Origin of the sequence: Pseudoalteromonas sp. A25, from assembly GCF_009176705.1 — a bacterium.
GTDB lineage: Bacteria > Pseudomonadota > Gammaproteobacteria > Enterobacterales > Alteromonadaceae > Pseudoalteromonas.
Genome location: NZ_AP021847.1, coordinates 710,006 through 725,232 on the forward strand (window position 1 = coordinate 710,006; position 15,227 = coordinate 725,232).

The following is a 15,227-nucleotide window of genomic DNA, read 5'->3' on the forward strand; positions in this document are numbered from 1 at the left end:
AATGGAGCGAGTGCCAAGTTTCCTCCGTAAAAATTAGTAAGCATGGGTGCATATTGGTTTTACTATACGGTTTTAAAATACTTGGCCATGACTCGGTTAGGACAACGTATGATCACACAACAACAATGGCAAGAAACCAAACAACTTTGTAAAGCCACTTTACGTTCGTCACTACATTTCTCGGTTGCGTCTGTGGATGGGCACGGTTTACCTCATGTAACACCGATTGGCTCATTGATATTAGGTCAGTTAGCAGGTGGTCAAGGCCATGCTTACTACTTCGAGAAATTCACCAAAGATTTGCCAAGTAACCTTCAGTATTGCAACACAGTAAGTATTCTCGCCGTTAACAGCAGCAAATGGTTTTGGTTAAAATCATTAGTTAAAGGGCAATTCTATTGCCCTCCTGCCGTACGCCTAATAGCAGAAGTAGGGCCTTTGCGAAAAGCAACAGAAGTAGAGAGAATGCGCTGGCAAAACCGCGTAAAATGGCTGAGCTTTAGTAAAGGACACAAATTACTATGGCGTTCGATGAGCCATGTGCGAGACCTAACAATTATTGATATTAAACCCGTGAATATAGGAAAGATGACACAGTATAAAAAAGACACTGTGTCATAGTGAGTGCTTACGTAACCTGAACTCTGGATAAGCAACATGCTACAGCACTGTATAATTTGGTCTGGTAATGGACTGATATAACCAACTTTGTCATATCCATTACCCCGAGCTCAGGCTACATAGATTATTTCAACTGAGTTAATAGCGCTTTGGCTTGCTCGTTGTCAGGGTGTGATTTAACCACTTTTTCAACCACAGCTTTAGCCTGTTGGTGTTTGTTTAGTTTTATATACCCTTGCGCTAAGTTTATATCAAGCATTGGATGATTTACCTCCTTTTGCGTCAACTCTAGCAAGGTTACGGCGCGATTGACTGCCGTATCGTTCTGAGCAAACTGCAATTGGTAAATACCAGACATCGCAACTAACATTGTGTCGTAATCTTGTTTATTCTGTAGGTAAGCTTCAACCGCTTGCTCACCTTCAGCCATTATTTTGGCAACCCACGCCATGGTTTTGTCGTCTTTGTTAGGTTCAAGCTTTACTGGCTCTAAACCCAAAGAGCGAACAACCTCTGTGGCCGCATCAGCGGTTGAAAATGGGTTTTGACCCGTAATCAAATTCCCATCTTTTTCTACATGCTTTAACATCAACCCTGCTTGGGTAAATTGAGCTCCTCGCTCTTTAAGTTTATCTTCCAGTAAAAAGTCAAAATGTGGTCGCCACTTTTTACCAAATGCCATTTCTTCTTGGTTTGTAAAGCCATTCACACGCTTATTAGCAACGAGATATTGGCCATTGCTGAGCTTTACATCAACAAACGCTACAGGACCATGACATACCGCAGAAACCACCCCTTTTTGCTCATAAACATTCGCTAGCAACGTTTGCAGCGGTTGATGCTGATGCAAATCAAACATTGGCCCCTTGCCACCAACCACAAATACGGCATCTACCTCATCAGCATCAAGCGTACTAATTTTATATGTTGCGCTTAGAGCCGATACAGCATGTGTATCTTGCAAAAATGCTTGGTTGTATGGCTTACTCTCATCAAACTTATCAGCAACTGGTTTACCCCCTGCAGGGCTTGCAAACGTAATATCTAAACCATTTGCCTTAAAAACACGATAAGCTTTACTTAGCTCATCAAACTCATAACCTGGCTGAACCAACTCTCCATTAGCATCGAGTTTGCCATGGCTACTTAGAACCATCACAACATTGGGTGCATCACCAGCATACACAGTAAAATTGGCTGCAAATAAAAACGTAGGTAGTATTAACTTGTACATGATTGGCTTCTCTTAACTTTTAATGTAGGCACCAAAGTTAAAAGAAGCGATGTGAAATAACCGTGAAAAAATAAAGTACTCACCTTAAATTTTCATAAATGTAGCTCAATATAGGCCCAACGACTTTGCTATCAGTCTTACCCCCAAAAAGGCGGTAAATAGCAGTACAGAAAAGCCCAAAAAGTTCGACCACTTCGTATTAGCGTATTGCCCTAGCATACTTTTGTTGTTCATCGCATAGAGCAAAAAGCCAGCAATAATAGGTAACAACAACCCATTGGCAAATTGCGCCAAAATAATAATCTGAATTGGCTTAACATTCGCCATTGATAGCAGCGCGCCTATAACGATAATACTAATAGAGATGAGACGAAATGATTTAGAGTTGACGTCTCCTTTGAGGTTTAGCAGCTCGGAGATAACATATGCTGTGGCAAGCGGTGCGGTGATCACACTACTTAAACCGGCCGAAAATAACCCAATACCCAGCAAATATTTTGACAAACTGCCAAAAGTTGGCTCAAAAATAATCGCCATATCAAGCGCATTATTAACACTGAGCCCCAAAGTGAAAATACTCGCAGCTGCCGTAGAGGTAACCAATATTGCAATTAACCCACCCAACCCAATGGAGACAATGGTATCTGAACGCGCTTTAGGTATGTCTTCAGGCTTAGACCAATGAGATTTTGCTGTTGAGGCATGTAAAAATAAATTATATGGCACCACCGTGGTCCCTATCAGTGCAATTACAGTCAGTAAACTACCATCAGGGATCGCAGGCGAAACAAGCCCTTTGAACAATAAAGAAAAATCAGGCTTTACCAAGAAAAAAGTGATGATAAAGGCCAAAGCCATCGTTGAGACCAAACCTATCAAAATACGCTCTATTTGCCGATAAGTACCTTGCATCAAAATAATCGCCCCAATCGCTGTTAGTGCAATAATTGAGCCTCTAAATATCCACTTATTTGGATTAGTGATCGCCTCAATACCCAATGCAGCGCCGACTAAATTGCCAGCTTCATAAGCGGCGTTACCAATACAGATAGCAATAATAATCAGCGCGAACAAAGGCCACTTCCAAAAAGAGTCGGCAAGAGACTGATTGATCACCTCCCCTAAGCCCTTTTGCGTCACAATGCCCACTCGTGCCGACATTTCTTGCAAAACAATCGTTGCTATCGTTGCAAATACCAAAGCCCATAACAGCACATACCCATAATTTGCCCCTGCTAACGTACAGGCGGTGATAGTGCCAGGCCCTATAAACGCCGCTGTTACGATTACCCCGGGCCCAAAGTTCTTCAATTTATTGAGCATATGCATTTCATCCTGTTATTAAGAGAGTACTTGGCCAAAGCAACTTACAGCTTTAACTTTGTTCAGTATCAAATTTTAAAGCGGTTTACGATAGCTGCCAGCTCCCCAGCTTTTTCACTTAAGTTAGAGCTTATTTCTAAATTACGTTCACCGATTGCGGCAGACTCTTTACTTTGTTCAGAAATAGACTCTGTACGTTGAGATATTTCTTTATCAACAATATCTTGCTCTTTGGTCGCCCCAGCAATGTGCTCATTCACATTGAGTATCTCATGAATAAATTGCACAATATGTTGCAAAGACTCCGATGCTGAGGCGGCTTTCTCGACAGTTAAAGAGCTAAAACTTTTACTCGACTCCATCGCATTTACCGCATCTTTAGAGCCATCTGTTAGTGTGTTAATCACGCATAAAATTTGCGCCGCACTTTTTTGCGTTCTGGTCGCAAGCTCTCTCACTTCGTCTGCAACCACTGCAAAACCTCGTCCTTGCTCACCAGCCCTTGCTGCTTCAATAGCCGCGTTCAGTGCAAGTAAGTTTGTCTGCTCTGCTATTTCTTGAATGATAGACAAAGAGCCAGAAATATTGCGTACATCCCCCTCTAATTTAGATATGACTTCACCGGCTTCATCCAGCTTTTGCGCAAGCGTATTAACCGAACCGGTCGCTTCATCCACTGAGGTTTGCGTTTCTTGGGCACTGTTATTGGCATTTTGCGCAGAGTTAGCCGCTTCATTGGCATTGCGTGATATTTCTTCAGCTGATGCAGTCAACTCCGTCATTGCAGTGGCAATCATTTCGGTTTCTGATTGCTGGCGCAATAAAATAGAGTTTATTTCGCCAGATGCAGAAGCAATTTCTTTGGTTTCTGCCACCACTTCGTTTGTCAACTTAGCTACTTTTATAATTAACTCATGAAGTTGGCCTAAGAATATATTGAAGTTTTTACTTAAACTATCAAACTCAGGAAGGGTAAAGTCTGGAATACGGGCGGTTAGGTCTGCGTCTCTGGCAGCAAATATATCGATTGTTTCTTCAAATTTTTGCAGCGGTACGGTAATACTTTTACTAATTATCAAACCAAAAATGGCAACCACAATAGACACTATCAGTGTGAATACCAAAATCCCTTGAATGCTCTCTATGACCTGTTTATTATTTTTTTCCTTCATTGATTTAAGTAACGCATCAACGTCTTCGGTGTAAAAACCAGTACCGACAATTAAATCCCAATCAGGTAAATAAATGCTATAGGCCAGTTTAGGGATTGGCTCAGTCTGATTGGGCTTTGGAAAGTAGTAAACAGAATACCCCTCTCCACTTTTAGCTGAGTCGATAATATCTTTAACTAGGTAATTACCCCTTTTATCTTTTAAATCTATAAAGTTTTTACCTATACCTTGACTACTATCTCCTTGCATCACCCGAGTCCCATCTGGTTTGAACGCAAACAAGTAACCAGACTGACCAAATTTAATGTTACGCAATAATTTAATCACTTCTGACTCAGGGCGGTTATTGCGCTTTAAGTCATTGAGTGCGCTCTCGGCAATCTCTAAATACGCTTTTAGCTCTACACGCTTCATGCGCATCATTTCTTTGCGGCTTAGTTCTTCTTGCGCTTCGCTGAGTTTTTTTGCTTCAACATAGGTTAATGTGATCACAACCGACGAGATGATCATAACGGGAATTAAAGACAACAGTATCAATCTAGATTTAATCTTCAGTTTCATTCTTTAGACCCTCTAACACGCACCGCCGTTGCTGCCATGCTTTGTGTTTCAACTTTTGCTGCGCCAATTTCTTTTAGTTGCATTAGCTCTGGTTGATGTTCTCTATAATGCTTTAAATATTCTTCGACGATTTTTTTATAAGTGCCGTCTTCTTTCATATCTCGAAGTGCGATATCGATTCGCTTTCTCATTGCACCTAGCTTTTTACTTTTTGAAAAAGCGATATAGCTCGGAATGTCATAGGCATAAGATGGGAGCGACACCACTTTATCTTCAATGCCTAAACGCTTGAGTATTTCAATGCCACCAAGCTGATTACTGACAACAACATCAACTCTATCGGCAAGTAGCAATTTAAAACTATTAATTCCGGTGTCTGTCGTCACTAGGTTCTCCAGCGTGCCCGAGCGAATCGCTTTATCTATTTCTTCGCCATAACTCACCTTGCGAACAATGCCAATGCGATACGGAGATAAAGACGCAATTCGACCGTCATAGTAAATAGGGTGACTTTTCAGGGCAAAAAAAGTAATTGATTGTTGGATCAAAACCTCTTGTGAGTAATCCATAAAGGTTTCTCTTTCTGGCGTTTTGTAGATTGTAAAAATGCCATCGACTCGACCGGCTTTCACTTCTCTAATCGCTCTACCCCAGGGCAAAAATTGGATGTTTATGGGTTGGTCGATACGCGCAAATGCTTCACGTATTATTTCGACCGCAATACCGCTGGCATCTTGAGCCCCTTGAAATTCATAAGGGGGATACTCAAGTGTGACCAAGTTAATCACGCGTGCCTGTATATTGGGAGCCAGTATAGAACTGGCAAACAACAACACTACGATAAGCGCTTTACAACCCATATTGTCTATTCTTCATCACTAACTAGGGTTCCCTTTTGGTCTGGCCCTAAAAGCTAAATTGAAACTTAATGTATGCACGTCGACCTCTTGGATCACCTGTACGCGGATCATAGCTTCCCGCTATGGCCACATAAGGAGGTGCTTCATCTGTGGCGTTCACCACACCTACAATTAAGTTGGTTTCAGAATCTTCTTTTAATACTTGCCCTAAATTCACACTATATTGCATGTCTAGCGTGTTAAATGAATCAATGTTAGCCCCGCTTGTATCATTGGTATAACTGGCAACATGTCGAATGTAAAAATTTGCCCGATGCATGCCACTAGACCAATTTAGGCCAATACTGCCGCGTAAACGAGGTGAAGGATTACCCACAGTGTTTCTATTTAATTTACCAAGGCCATCGGTAGTTTTACCACTGGCGTCCATTAGGTCATAGCTAAGCAAATAAGTCGCTTTAAGTTGCGGTGAAAAGTCCCCATAGTCAGTGCGATAAATTGTCGATGCACTGATATCAAGCCCAGAGGTATCTATCGCTTCAGCATTGATAAACTTAGTATTCACAATAGAAATCGTGCCCGCTGACGTTCTTACTACCCGAGAGGGATCATTGGGGTTTGCATTAACAACAGCTTGATGACTTTCTCTTGTCAGCACATCTTCAAATGAGAAATCCCAATAATCAATATCAAAAGTATATTCATCAAAAGCATAAGACATCCCTAAATTGAGTGCTTCCGATGTTTCTGGTACTAAATTAGGATCACCAATCGTGCGGTTACCACCAAATGTCGTTGAGCCATCTTCAGGGTCAGTTATGTTGGCAAAGTTAGTTTGCACACCTTGTAGTTGATGCACTGAAGGTGCTCTAAATGAGGTGCTGAACGTGCCCCTAAAAGAAAGCTCTTCAGTGGCTAACCATAAAAACGACACTTTGGGATTGGTGGTGTCTCCGCCAAATTCGCCATAGTCTTCGTATCTAATTGCTGCACCTAATTCAAGGTTTTCACTCATCGGTAATAACACTTCGGCAAACAGTGCTTTTACATCGCGCTCCCCTGTAAAGTTTTGGTTACCAATTAAAAAAGCAAAACTATCTTGTTGGGTAAACGAGTCGTATACATTATTAATTGACTCATCACGATATTGAATACCAAGGGCGAAGCCCGCATCTCCGCCATCCAACTCAAATAACGAATCGCCGGTGATGACCGCCTCATAAACACGCATTTCTGATTCAGCATCCCCCATATAATCACCGATTATATAATCTCTTAATAACTCATTATTGGGGTCTTGTGGGTCAAATGGATTAAAGTAATAGCACTCACCTACGCCCGCTTGCGAAGCTGCGCCGCCACTACATTTATTACCTCCAAATCCATGTAAGGAAGCTTGGAAGTTGTCAGTTATCACATCTCTGGGATTTAAGATTGCATCGTTTGCAGCTGCGACAAACGACGCTTGCCAATAAATGCCCTCGGTTAACTCACCATCGGCACCAAAAGCAACCCGCGTTGTGGTGTGATCATAGTAATTAGTTTCTGTTGGTTTACCCACCCCATAAGGTCTACCTCTAAAAAATATATCTTCTCCGTATGGATTGTTGGGGTGAGATGCCAAAATGCTTGGTGCATTTAAAACCGGAAAGCTGGGTGACACTTCTCGGGTAATTTTGTTTCTTGCATAGCCAAGCTCAGCCCACATACGGGTCGTGTCGCTCCAGTCCCATTGAGCTCTCGCATACGCTTGCAGCCTATCTTCGTCAGGTACTGCGGTGATCTGTGGACCAAAATCAAACAAGCAAAATGAGTTGCCGTTGGACCCTTGTGACACACTCCCGCCATTTGCTGCACAATTGGGGTCGGCAACCGTCAGACCACTTGGGTTATTTTCATCAGCCAAAGAAGGAATAACGAAACTGCCCGGATTACCAAAGCTACTTGTTGCAGGCTTTAACCAATCAACTTCGTCAAGTAACAAACTAGAACGCTCTAAGTAACTGATAGCAAGCAGCATATGAGCAGAATCCGACACATATCCACCATAGGCAAAGTCGATTTTGGTATCATCTTGGCTGCCTTCGCTCCACCTGCTGCGATATTCATATTGAACCTCACCGCCTTCTAAATCATCTCGGGTAATAAAGTTAACAACCCCAGCGACGGCATCTGATCCATAAATAGCAGAGGCCCCGTCTTTTAAAATTTCTACCCGTTTAATCGCAAGTGCAGGGACCAACGAAGCAGTATCAACAAAGCTCGCCCCCTGATCGGTTACCACCGAGGAAGTCACTTGCCTAATGCCATTGAGTAATACAAGCGTAGATGACACCCCTAAGCCTCTTAAATTGACGTTAGAAGTACCAACAGTAAAGTTTTGCGATAAGTTATCAGAGTTGTTTTGAGAGCCAGCATTAAACGGTAGCACCTCTATCAAATCACGAATGTCGTTGGCACCTATATCCGTCAGATCGCTCAGCTCTGTACTAGAAATAGGAGAAGAACTCTCTGACTGTATCGATCGTCTGATCCGCGAACCAGTAACGACAATCGTTTCAATAGAACTTTGAGCTTGTACTTCATCGTTAGTTTCTGCATGAACGTTTGTGGATACGCACACCATGCAAAAACATGAGAGTAGGTGAGGTTTGTAATTACCCATTGTTTCCTCGCTTAGTTTCACTTTAATTGAGAGCCGTCAGTCACCTCCATGTGCCTTGAGCGTGTAAAACAAATAAACTAGATAAAGCATAGTTGGGGATTTTTAAAAGTCACAAATATTATGTGAGCTAGCAGGTTTTTATTGCGGGTTTTAAAATTAATAATTAAAAAAAGAATAAAAGCAAAAAATTTATACCTTCCCACCAGTTTAAATAATGGAAGATTTAATGCTAAAAACACCTTTCATCTTCTCGTTATGTTCTGATTTGAATGATGTTTTAATAAATAAAAAATTATAGATGCTTACAATCGCACGGTGATACTTACTTGCGTATATATACGCTTTCATGCCAAGCAGAGACAAGTTAGGGTAGCCATAAAGTAACAACGCTATTTCTATACATAGCGCTTGTAACCTCATTGGGTACTGACTAATAAGCTTTTAAGGCAACGTTTCATCAACATAAACATCACCCCAGCAAACAGCAGCGGCAATAGTACAAATGCAATAAACTTATGAGCAAGGTTATGCGTTACCACACTATTGCCCCTGAGTACCTTATCAGAAAGCTTTACTGCAAGTGCCTTATGCAACACTTTTACACCATGTTTTGCATGTTCTTTTAAGTCATTGCTAGAGAGTTCTGCGTGTAGCTCTTGAGTAACATTTTTAAAGTAGCCAATATCAGCTTTGTGACCAAGTTCACTCGCCACTAAATACGAGGTTTTTGCACTCACATGAATACTGTAAGGTATTATCATGTGACATAGCACAAAAACGATAGCAAATGCTTTTGCTAACCATTGTAAACTTGGGCGGCACCATAACTTGGGCTGCAAAACACACAAAAAGCTCCAAATACTCATATACAGCAACAGCGCTTGAAAAAGCCAAGGAGAAAGCTGTTCGGCCAAAAAGGTAAAGGCTTGTATCAGGCCAACTAATGTTAATGACCAAAAAAGATAGTGACTACTTTTTTCAAGTAGATTAGATAAATCAGTCAACAAACTGCCAATTTCTACATTAAAGTCAACAATAAACGAAATACCAAATTGACTACTTTTAGCAACATTAAGCGCAGCGTTTAAGGCGTTTACATCGGCCAACTCATTGATAATTTGATGTTCAACCTGCTGTAGGTAATATTGATTAGATTGGTACAATTGTTTGTTATTATTAATGACAGTGCTATCAGCAAAATGCCCCTGCAAGATAGCCGTTAATAACCCTAAGCTCAGGGCAGCCAACAACACGGCTATCAGTCGGCATTTCTGGCTGACAATCAACGACCTAATCGACGTTAGTAATTGCATTTTAGCGCCTCCAATCCTTGCTGGTTATCAACAAGTTTGTCTAAATCTACAGGGGTATTAATTCCTGGCACAGACCCTTTTTGTGAATATTGCCAGATCTGGATATTTTTTAACTCTTTTGGTGGCTGCATCGTTTTATTGTATTGAGCAAACCAAAATGGATAATCGTTAAATTCAGAGCCCAAATTAGCTTGCCAAAAACTGCCATAACTATATAGCAAGGGCTTACAACCTGTTTGCTTTTGCAACTGTATTAAAAACGTTTTAAGGTTTGCTTTAATTTGTGTAGCACTTTGACCACGTTTAAGTTCAACATCTACCATCGGCGTTAAACTCAACTGCTTACCCTTAATATGAGTTAAGAAGTGTTCTAACTGCGCTTGCGGGTCATCTTCGGCCTCAAAAAAATGATACGCACCTACTTTTAGGTTTGTAGCTTGAAGTGCTTCAAGGTTATAAAAATATTTAGGATCTGTGTAGGTAATGCCATCGGTGGCTTTTAAGTAAACAAACTCAATACCGCTTTGTGCTACTTGTTGCCAATCTACCTCTCCTTGATCATGTGATACATCGATACCGTGTGTACCTAAAGAAAATTCGGAGCTAGATTTTAAGGGGACAAACACATCAAATAAAACGGGCCTATTGATGCATAAAATAACGATAGTGGTTAATACAGCTATCTGAGTTAGCAGTTTATAACTCATCGAACTTCCTTGAAACACGCTGCTTGCTAGCGAATTATGTTAATCTATTCAGTAATTTAAATATAAAACACAGAAAAAGTACACAACTAAAAACAAAATATTAACACGCCAGCACAACGAGCCAATATTGCTCTGAGTTTTTTGCAATAAAGCTGGTTTTAAACAAGCATTGATGTCAGTACTCAAAATACTAACATTAAAAGCACAACTACATTCAGCACTCTGATACTAGTACTGGAACTGGTAAAGACGGTTACGCATGCTTAAAATTGTGCCTATTTAAAAGCAAGGTTCTTCCTAGAAAACACCGTAATGCGCATTCTCCGTTGAATGTCTTTACACACCCGCTTTTTAAATTTGATATCATCCGATCTTACCAGCCAAAGCATGCCTCGGTGTGAAACATAATAAAATGCCAATTGCTCGCTGTGACTCGCTATTTCTTTCGCCTCCATGAGCGTGCAGCTCACAAAGGCACTTAATTCTTTATACGCCATTCGCCTATCGCCACCCCAGAGCAAATCATACCGATAGCCTAGCGCTTTAAGGCGACTGCAAACCTTTTTAGCCATCAATCGATTCGTTAACTTTGTACACTTTGCGCCACGCGGGTTCCAAAGACTAATAATACAGCCATGCTTATGATTGATAGAGTGGTTACTAGGTGCTTGTAAGGTGTTGCTAAAAACACAACTTTGAAAATAAACTTGTTGGTAAACTTGCCATAGATGCTCACTGATCAAAATATCCATCCTTTTATTTCAGCACTAACATACACTCACTAACAACGAAAACACGCAATGGTAACAGTATCGCCCTGTATTTAGCTGAGTGTTTAAATAACAAAAAACAATACTTTAATACTAGATAAGCAATCGCAACAAACTGTGCAATAATAATACAGAGATTCAATTTTTAATAAATAAAAAAACCATAAATAGTAACTCCAAAATGTGACAAAACACAACTTTTTGACTGTGAAATCAAACCCCAAAATACGCACTAAATTTTACACGCGGCATGCAGAGTTTACGGAAAAAGCAAAATCGCTAACCATTGATTTATATCAATTTTATAACCGCAACCTCAAACTAAACTGTCATTAAAATTTAACGTGCAAAGTTAAGTTTTGGCGCTAGGATACACCCGCCATTGAGGCATTTATCTTTATAAATTTAGAAGGAATTCTTTGTGAAAAAATTACTGTTAACCACAATTTCTGGTCTAATTTCATCTGCTAGCTTTTTTTCATTAGCAACACCAGATCTAGCTTCAGGTTATTTTTCTACGCAAGAAGTATTAGAATATGGTCGCACACATCAAGTGGTAAAAGAGCAGTTAAATAATGCCGGATACGAGCTACAAAGTTGTGAGCAAAACCCTGTCTATTATTTTGCTCCACCCAGTGAAGAGGTATATTTGTTTGCACAAGCCGAGTGCTACTACTCTGTCCCTAAAGATCCAAACAACTATGCGTTTCGCACCGACTATGCATCGGTAGTTGTCGATATTCACTATCACCAACACAACTTTTTATATCACGAAGGTAATGTCAACGTGAGCTACTTTACCGCTTACTAAACAATATCTTCGACTAAATAATCGCGTTATTTGTGAGGTGCACATTGCCACCTCACTGACGATTAAACCTTCTATTTTTATCCTCTGAAAAAAATCTATTATTATTCCAACCTTTTGCTCACTGTATCCGTCTAATTAATGGTTAAATTAACCAACAAATTGTAATTATAACTAAAATCGCACAATGGTTACATTCAGCAAGTTAAAAAAACCTGATAAATCAATAACTAAAAGTTGGCCCCCTACTTGCTTGGTTAGGTTTTAAAACAATAAAAACGGATTGAGATATTTCATGTTAAAACACATCACACCTTTACTATGTGCAGTTACTTTAAGCGGCTGTATTGTTCATATAAACACCGCCTCAGCAGATGCAAAAGAACATGTTCAACGTCAACTGCAATTATCGGCTAATAATTTACAATCTCTGTCTGCGCGTGCAAACGCAGGGGATATAAAAATTATCGGCAGTTCAACTACATCAGAAATAACAGCCAACGCTGATATTTACACCCATGAGCCAAATCAATTCGTATTTACGCTTGAACAGCAAGGCAATTCTGCAAAGCTTATCGCAGAAGTTGACTCACACGTATCTTTTGGGTTTGTCACCTCATCGCCACGTATCGACATGACCATCACTATGCCAAGTCACTTAGCATTGGCACTTCAAGATTCATCGGGTGATATCACAATCAACGGCTTAAACGCAGATATTAATGTTGAAGACGGCTCTGGTGATATCACCATTAATGGTGGAGCTAATATCACCCTAGATGACGATTCAGGCAGTATTACTCTCAATAACGCCACTGGAGTGTTAGAGATTGAAGACGGCTCAGGCGACATTTCAATTGCTGGCGGTAAACGCCTAACATTAACCGATGACGCTGGTAACATCAGTCTGTCAGGCATAGTTGGCGATATGGATATTAAAGATGGCTCAGGTGATATCAATATTATCGGTGGTCAAAATCTTAATCTTCGCGACGATTCGGGCAACATTGATATAGTTGAGCTAACAGGCTCACTCTTTATTATTGATGGCTCAGGTAACCTAAGTGTTGATGGCGCGCAAGATATTACTATTCGCGACGATGCGGGCAATATTCAAATTACAGATGCTAAAGGCGATGTAAGCATTAACGATGGTAGCGGCGATCTACGTGTTAGTAACAGCCAAGGAAATGTCACAATAAATGATGATGCAGGTGATATTTACGTTGATGGCGCACTTAGCCTAGCCATTGAAAGTGATACTTCAGGGGGCGTGCACGTTGACAATATTAAACAAGGCGTAAAGGTTAAACAGTAAAACCACATCACGAAGAGCAAGCATCCAAATGTGTTTGCTCTTTATTTTTACATTCTCAAAGATTAAACTAAGCGCCTATTCAATTATTGGAGTAAACGCCAACATGAACAACTAAGTCCTGTTATCCATTTTTATCAGTTTATTTTTTGGATCTACAGGGTTAGTGAGCGTGGCTTTGCGTTTATACCTCCTATCATCATACTTTTTCTACTTTAGCGAGTTTACGACTTGGCCCGTTTGCTGCCCCTAGTTTAGGAGGCACCTATGAGCGTTTTGCACGCATATAATTTAAGTTATCAATTTAGCAATGGCGACATGTTATTTAACAATTTAAGTTGCACCCTTTCACATCAGCGTACGGCGTTGGTAGGTGATAATGGCGTGGGTAAGTCCATTTTAGGTAAGCTACTGGCAAAACAATTAGAGCCGAGCCTAGGCCACGTTGAGTTGCACGGGCAAGTTGCAATGTTCAGCCAAGAGCCACAGCAACTTGTAAATAGCAACATCACCATTGCCCAGTTTTTAGGGTACGAAAAAGTATTCGCCGCACTTGAAGCGATAGCTCAGGGAGATTATGAGCAAACGCTGTTTGACCAAGTAGCAGATCACTGGCGATTGCCCGAATTGCTATCAGCACAATTAGCAAACCTTGGGCTTGCAGACAACCCACATTTACCTTGCTGTATGCTCAGCGGTGGGCAACTGGCTAGGCTTAGGTTGTGGCAGCTATTTAACAGCTCAGCCAATGTGCTTATTTTAGATGAACCAAGCAATCATTTAGATAGCAATGGGCGCGCATGGTTGCTTGAGCAACTCAATAGCTTTAGTGGTTATGCTTTACTAATTAGCCATGACCAACAACTACTGCAGCACGTCACCCATATCTGGGAGCTCAGTAATTTAGGATTAAAACACTATGGTGGAAACATCCAGCATTATTTATTGCAAAAAGACATAGAGCAGCAAGCAGTTCATCAGCAGTTACATGAACTAAAACGCCAGCAAGTCCAGCTTAAGTTACAAGCTCAAAAAGACAAAGAAAAAGCTCAGCAACGCGCATCTCAAGGTAAAAAGTTAAGGGTACAAGGCAGCCAAGCAAAGGTATTGCTAAATAGCCAAAAAGACAAAGCGGGGGCCAACTTGGCTAGTAAGCAAAAAAACCAGCTACAGCGTAATCAAAAGCTACTGAGCAAAACAGAGCAGCTGCAGTTAAAAAGCCAGCAACATAATGCCATTGAGTTTTACTTTAACGAACGACAAGAAGAGGCCATAGCAAAAAAGACGCTCGTTTCTCTCCTCGATTTACAGCTGCCATTTGGCAACGCATCGGCTATTAACTTGCAGGTAAAAGCAGGGCAAAAATGGCATATAAAAGGCAATAATGGCTGCGGCAAGTCAACTTTGTTTAAAGTATTGCTAAACAACCTAAGGCCCATATCAGGGGAAGTAAAGGTCAACACAACGCTAAGCTACGTTGACCAGCATTTTAGCCAACTCCCGAGCCAACTCAGTGTGGCTCAAGTGGTTGAGCAAAACTGCCCTACTATCTGCAAAAGTGACTGCTACACACTGCTCGCCGGCATTGGCTTAAAACATAAAAAAGTTGAGCAACCAATCGCGTCACTGAGCGGTGGAGAAAAAATGAAGCTTACCTTGTTATGCGCAAGTCAGCAGCGTCCAGCACCATTGTTACTGCTTGATGAGCCCGACAATCACCTTGATTTGCGGTCAAGGCAGCAGCTTGCCAAAGCACTTTATGACTACAAAGGGAGCTTTTTACTCGTTAGCCATGACGCATACTTCGTTGAGCAGATCAGCGTGACTCATACGTTAACGATGCAAAGTAAAAATGCAGTGTAAAGGGGGTTGACGACG

The 15,227-nt window shown here is 41.0% G+C and carries 12 protein-coding genes; 4 read left to right on the forward strand and 8 right to left on the reverse strand.

Annotation, left to right across the window (positions count from 1 at the left end):
* Nucleotides 1-108: 108 nt before the first annotated feature.
* Nucleotides 109-621: a pyridoxamine 5'-phosphate oxidase family protein gene (locus tag GDK41_RS19615; RefSeq protein WP_152088161.1), complete on the forward strand. Its 513-nt coding sequence runs from the start codon at nucleotides 109-111 to the stop codon at nucleotides 619-621.
* A 124-nt stretch (nucleotides 622-745) separates the two neighbouring features.
* Here GDK41_RS19615 and GDK41_RS19620 read toward each other — a convergent pair whose 3' ends face one another.
* The 8 genes from GDK41_RS19620 to GDK41_RS19655 form a co-directional block, all read right to left on the reverse strand.
* Complete coding sequence (locus tag GDK41_RS19620) at nucleotides 746-1,855, reverse strand: DJ-1/PfpI family protein (protein ID WP_152088162.1); 1,110 nt, start codon at nucleotides 1,853-1,855, stop codon at nucleotides 746-748.
* Nucleotides 1,856-1,960: 105 nt separating this feature from the next.
* A complete protein-coding gene (locus tag GDK41_RS19625; RefSeq protein WP_152088163.1) occupies nucleotides 1,961-3,184 on the reverse strand; it encodes an Nramp family divalent metal transporter in 1,224 nt (407 codons plus the stop codon).
* A 62-nt stretch (nucleotides 3,185-3,246) separates the two neighbouring features.
* Complete coding sequence (locus tag GDK41_RS19630; protein WP_152088164.1) at nucleotides 3,247-4,911, reverse strand: methyl-accepting chemotaxis protein; 1,665 nt, start codon at nucleotides 4,909-4,911, stop codon at nucleotides 3,247-3,249.
* A complete protein-coding gene (locus GDK41_RS19635; RefSeq protein ID WP_152088165.1) occupies nucleotides 4,908-5,771 on the reverse strand; it encodes a substrate-binding periplasmic protein in 864 nt (287 codons plus the stop codon). Before GDK41_RS19635 ends, GDK41_RS19630 begins: the two co-directional genes overlap by 4 nt.
* 46 nt (nucleotides 5,772-5,817) lie before the next feature.
* Nucleotides 5,818-8,436, reverse strand: a complete 2,619-nt coding sequence (locus tag GDK41_RS19640) for a TonB-dependent receptor domain-containing protein (protein ID WP_152088166.1) — start codon at nucleotides 8,434-8,436, stop codon at nucleotides 5,818-5,820.
* Nucleotides 8,437-8,852: 416 nt separating this feature from the next.
* Nucleotides 8,853-9,749 (reverse strand): hypothetical protein, encoded by an 897-nt coding sequence (locus GDK41_RS19645; RefSeq protein WP_152088167.1) that lies wholly within the window; start codon nucleotides 9,747-9,749, stop codon nucleotides 8,853-8,855.
* Nucleotides 9,737-10,456 carry a glycoside hydrolase family 25 protein gene (locus tag GDK41_RS19650; RefSeq protein ID WP_152088168.1) on the reverse strand — a complete coding sequence of 240 codons (720 nt, stop codon included), beginning with the start codon at nucleotides 10,454-10,456 and terminating at the stop codon, nucleotides 9,737-9,739. Before GDK41_RS19650 ends, GDK41_RS19645 begins: the two co-directional genes overlap by 13 nt.
* A 275-nt stretch (nucleotides 10,457-10,731) precedes the next feature.
* A complete protein-coding gene (locus tag GDK41_RS19655; protein ID WP_172971690.1) occupies nucleotides 10,732-11,199 on the reverse strand; it encodes a DUF3293 domain-containing protein in 468 nt (155 codons plus the stop codon).
* A 448-nt stretch (nucleotides 11,200-11,647) separates the two neighbouring features.
* On the opposite strand from GDK41_RS19655, the gene GDK41_RS19660 reads away from it, so the two are divergent.
* From GDK41_RS19660 to GDK41_RS19670, 3 genes are all read left to right on the forward strand, one after another.
* Entirely contained in the window at nucleotides 11,648-12,037 is a 390-nt protein-coding gene (locus GDK41_RS19660) for a hypothetical protein (RefSeq protein ID WP_152088170.1), read from the forward strand.
* Nucleotides 12,038-12,329: 292 nt separating this feature from the next.
* Nucleotides 12,330-13,352, forward strand: a complete 1,023-nt coding sequence (locus tag GDK41_RS19665) for a hypothetical protein (RefSeq protein WP_152088171.1) — start codon at nucleotides 12,330-12,332, stop codon at nucleotides 13,350-13,352.
* Between the two features lie 264 nt (nucleotides 13,353-13,616).
* Complete coding sequence (locus GDK41_RS19670) at nucleotides 13,617-15,212, forward strand: ATP-binding cassette domain-containing protein (protein ID WP_152088172.1); 1,596 nt, start codon at nucleotides 13,617-13,619, stop codon at nucleotides 15,210-15,212.
* Nucleotides 15,213-15,227: the final 15 nt, after the last annotated feature.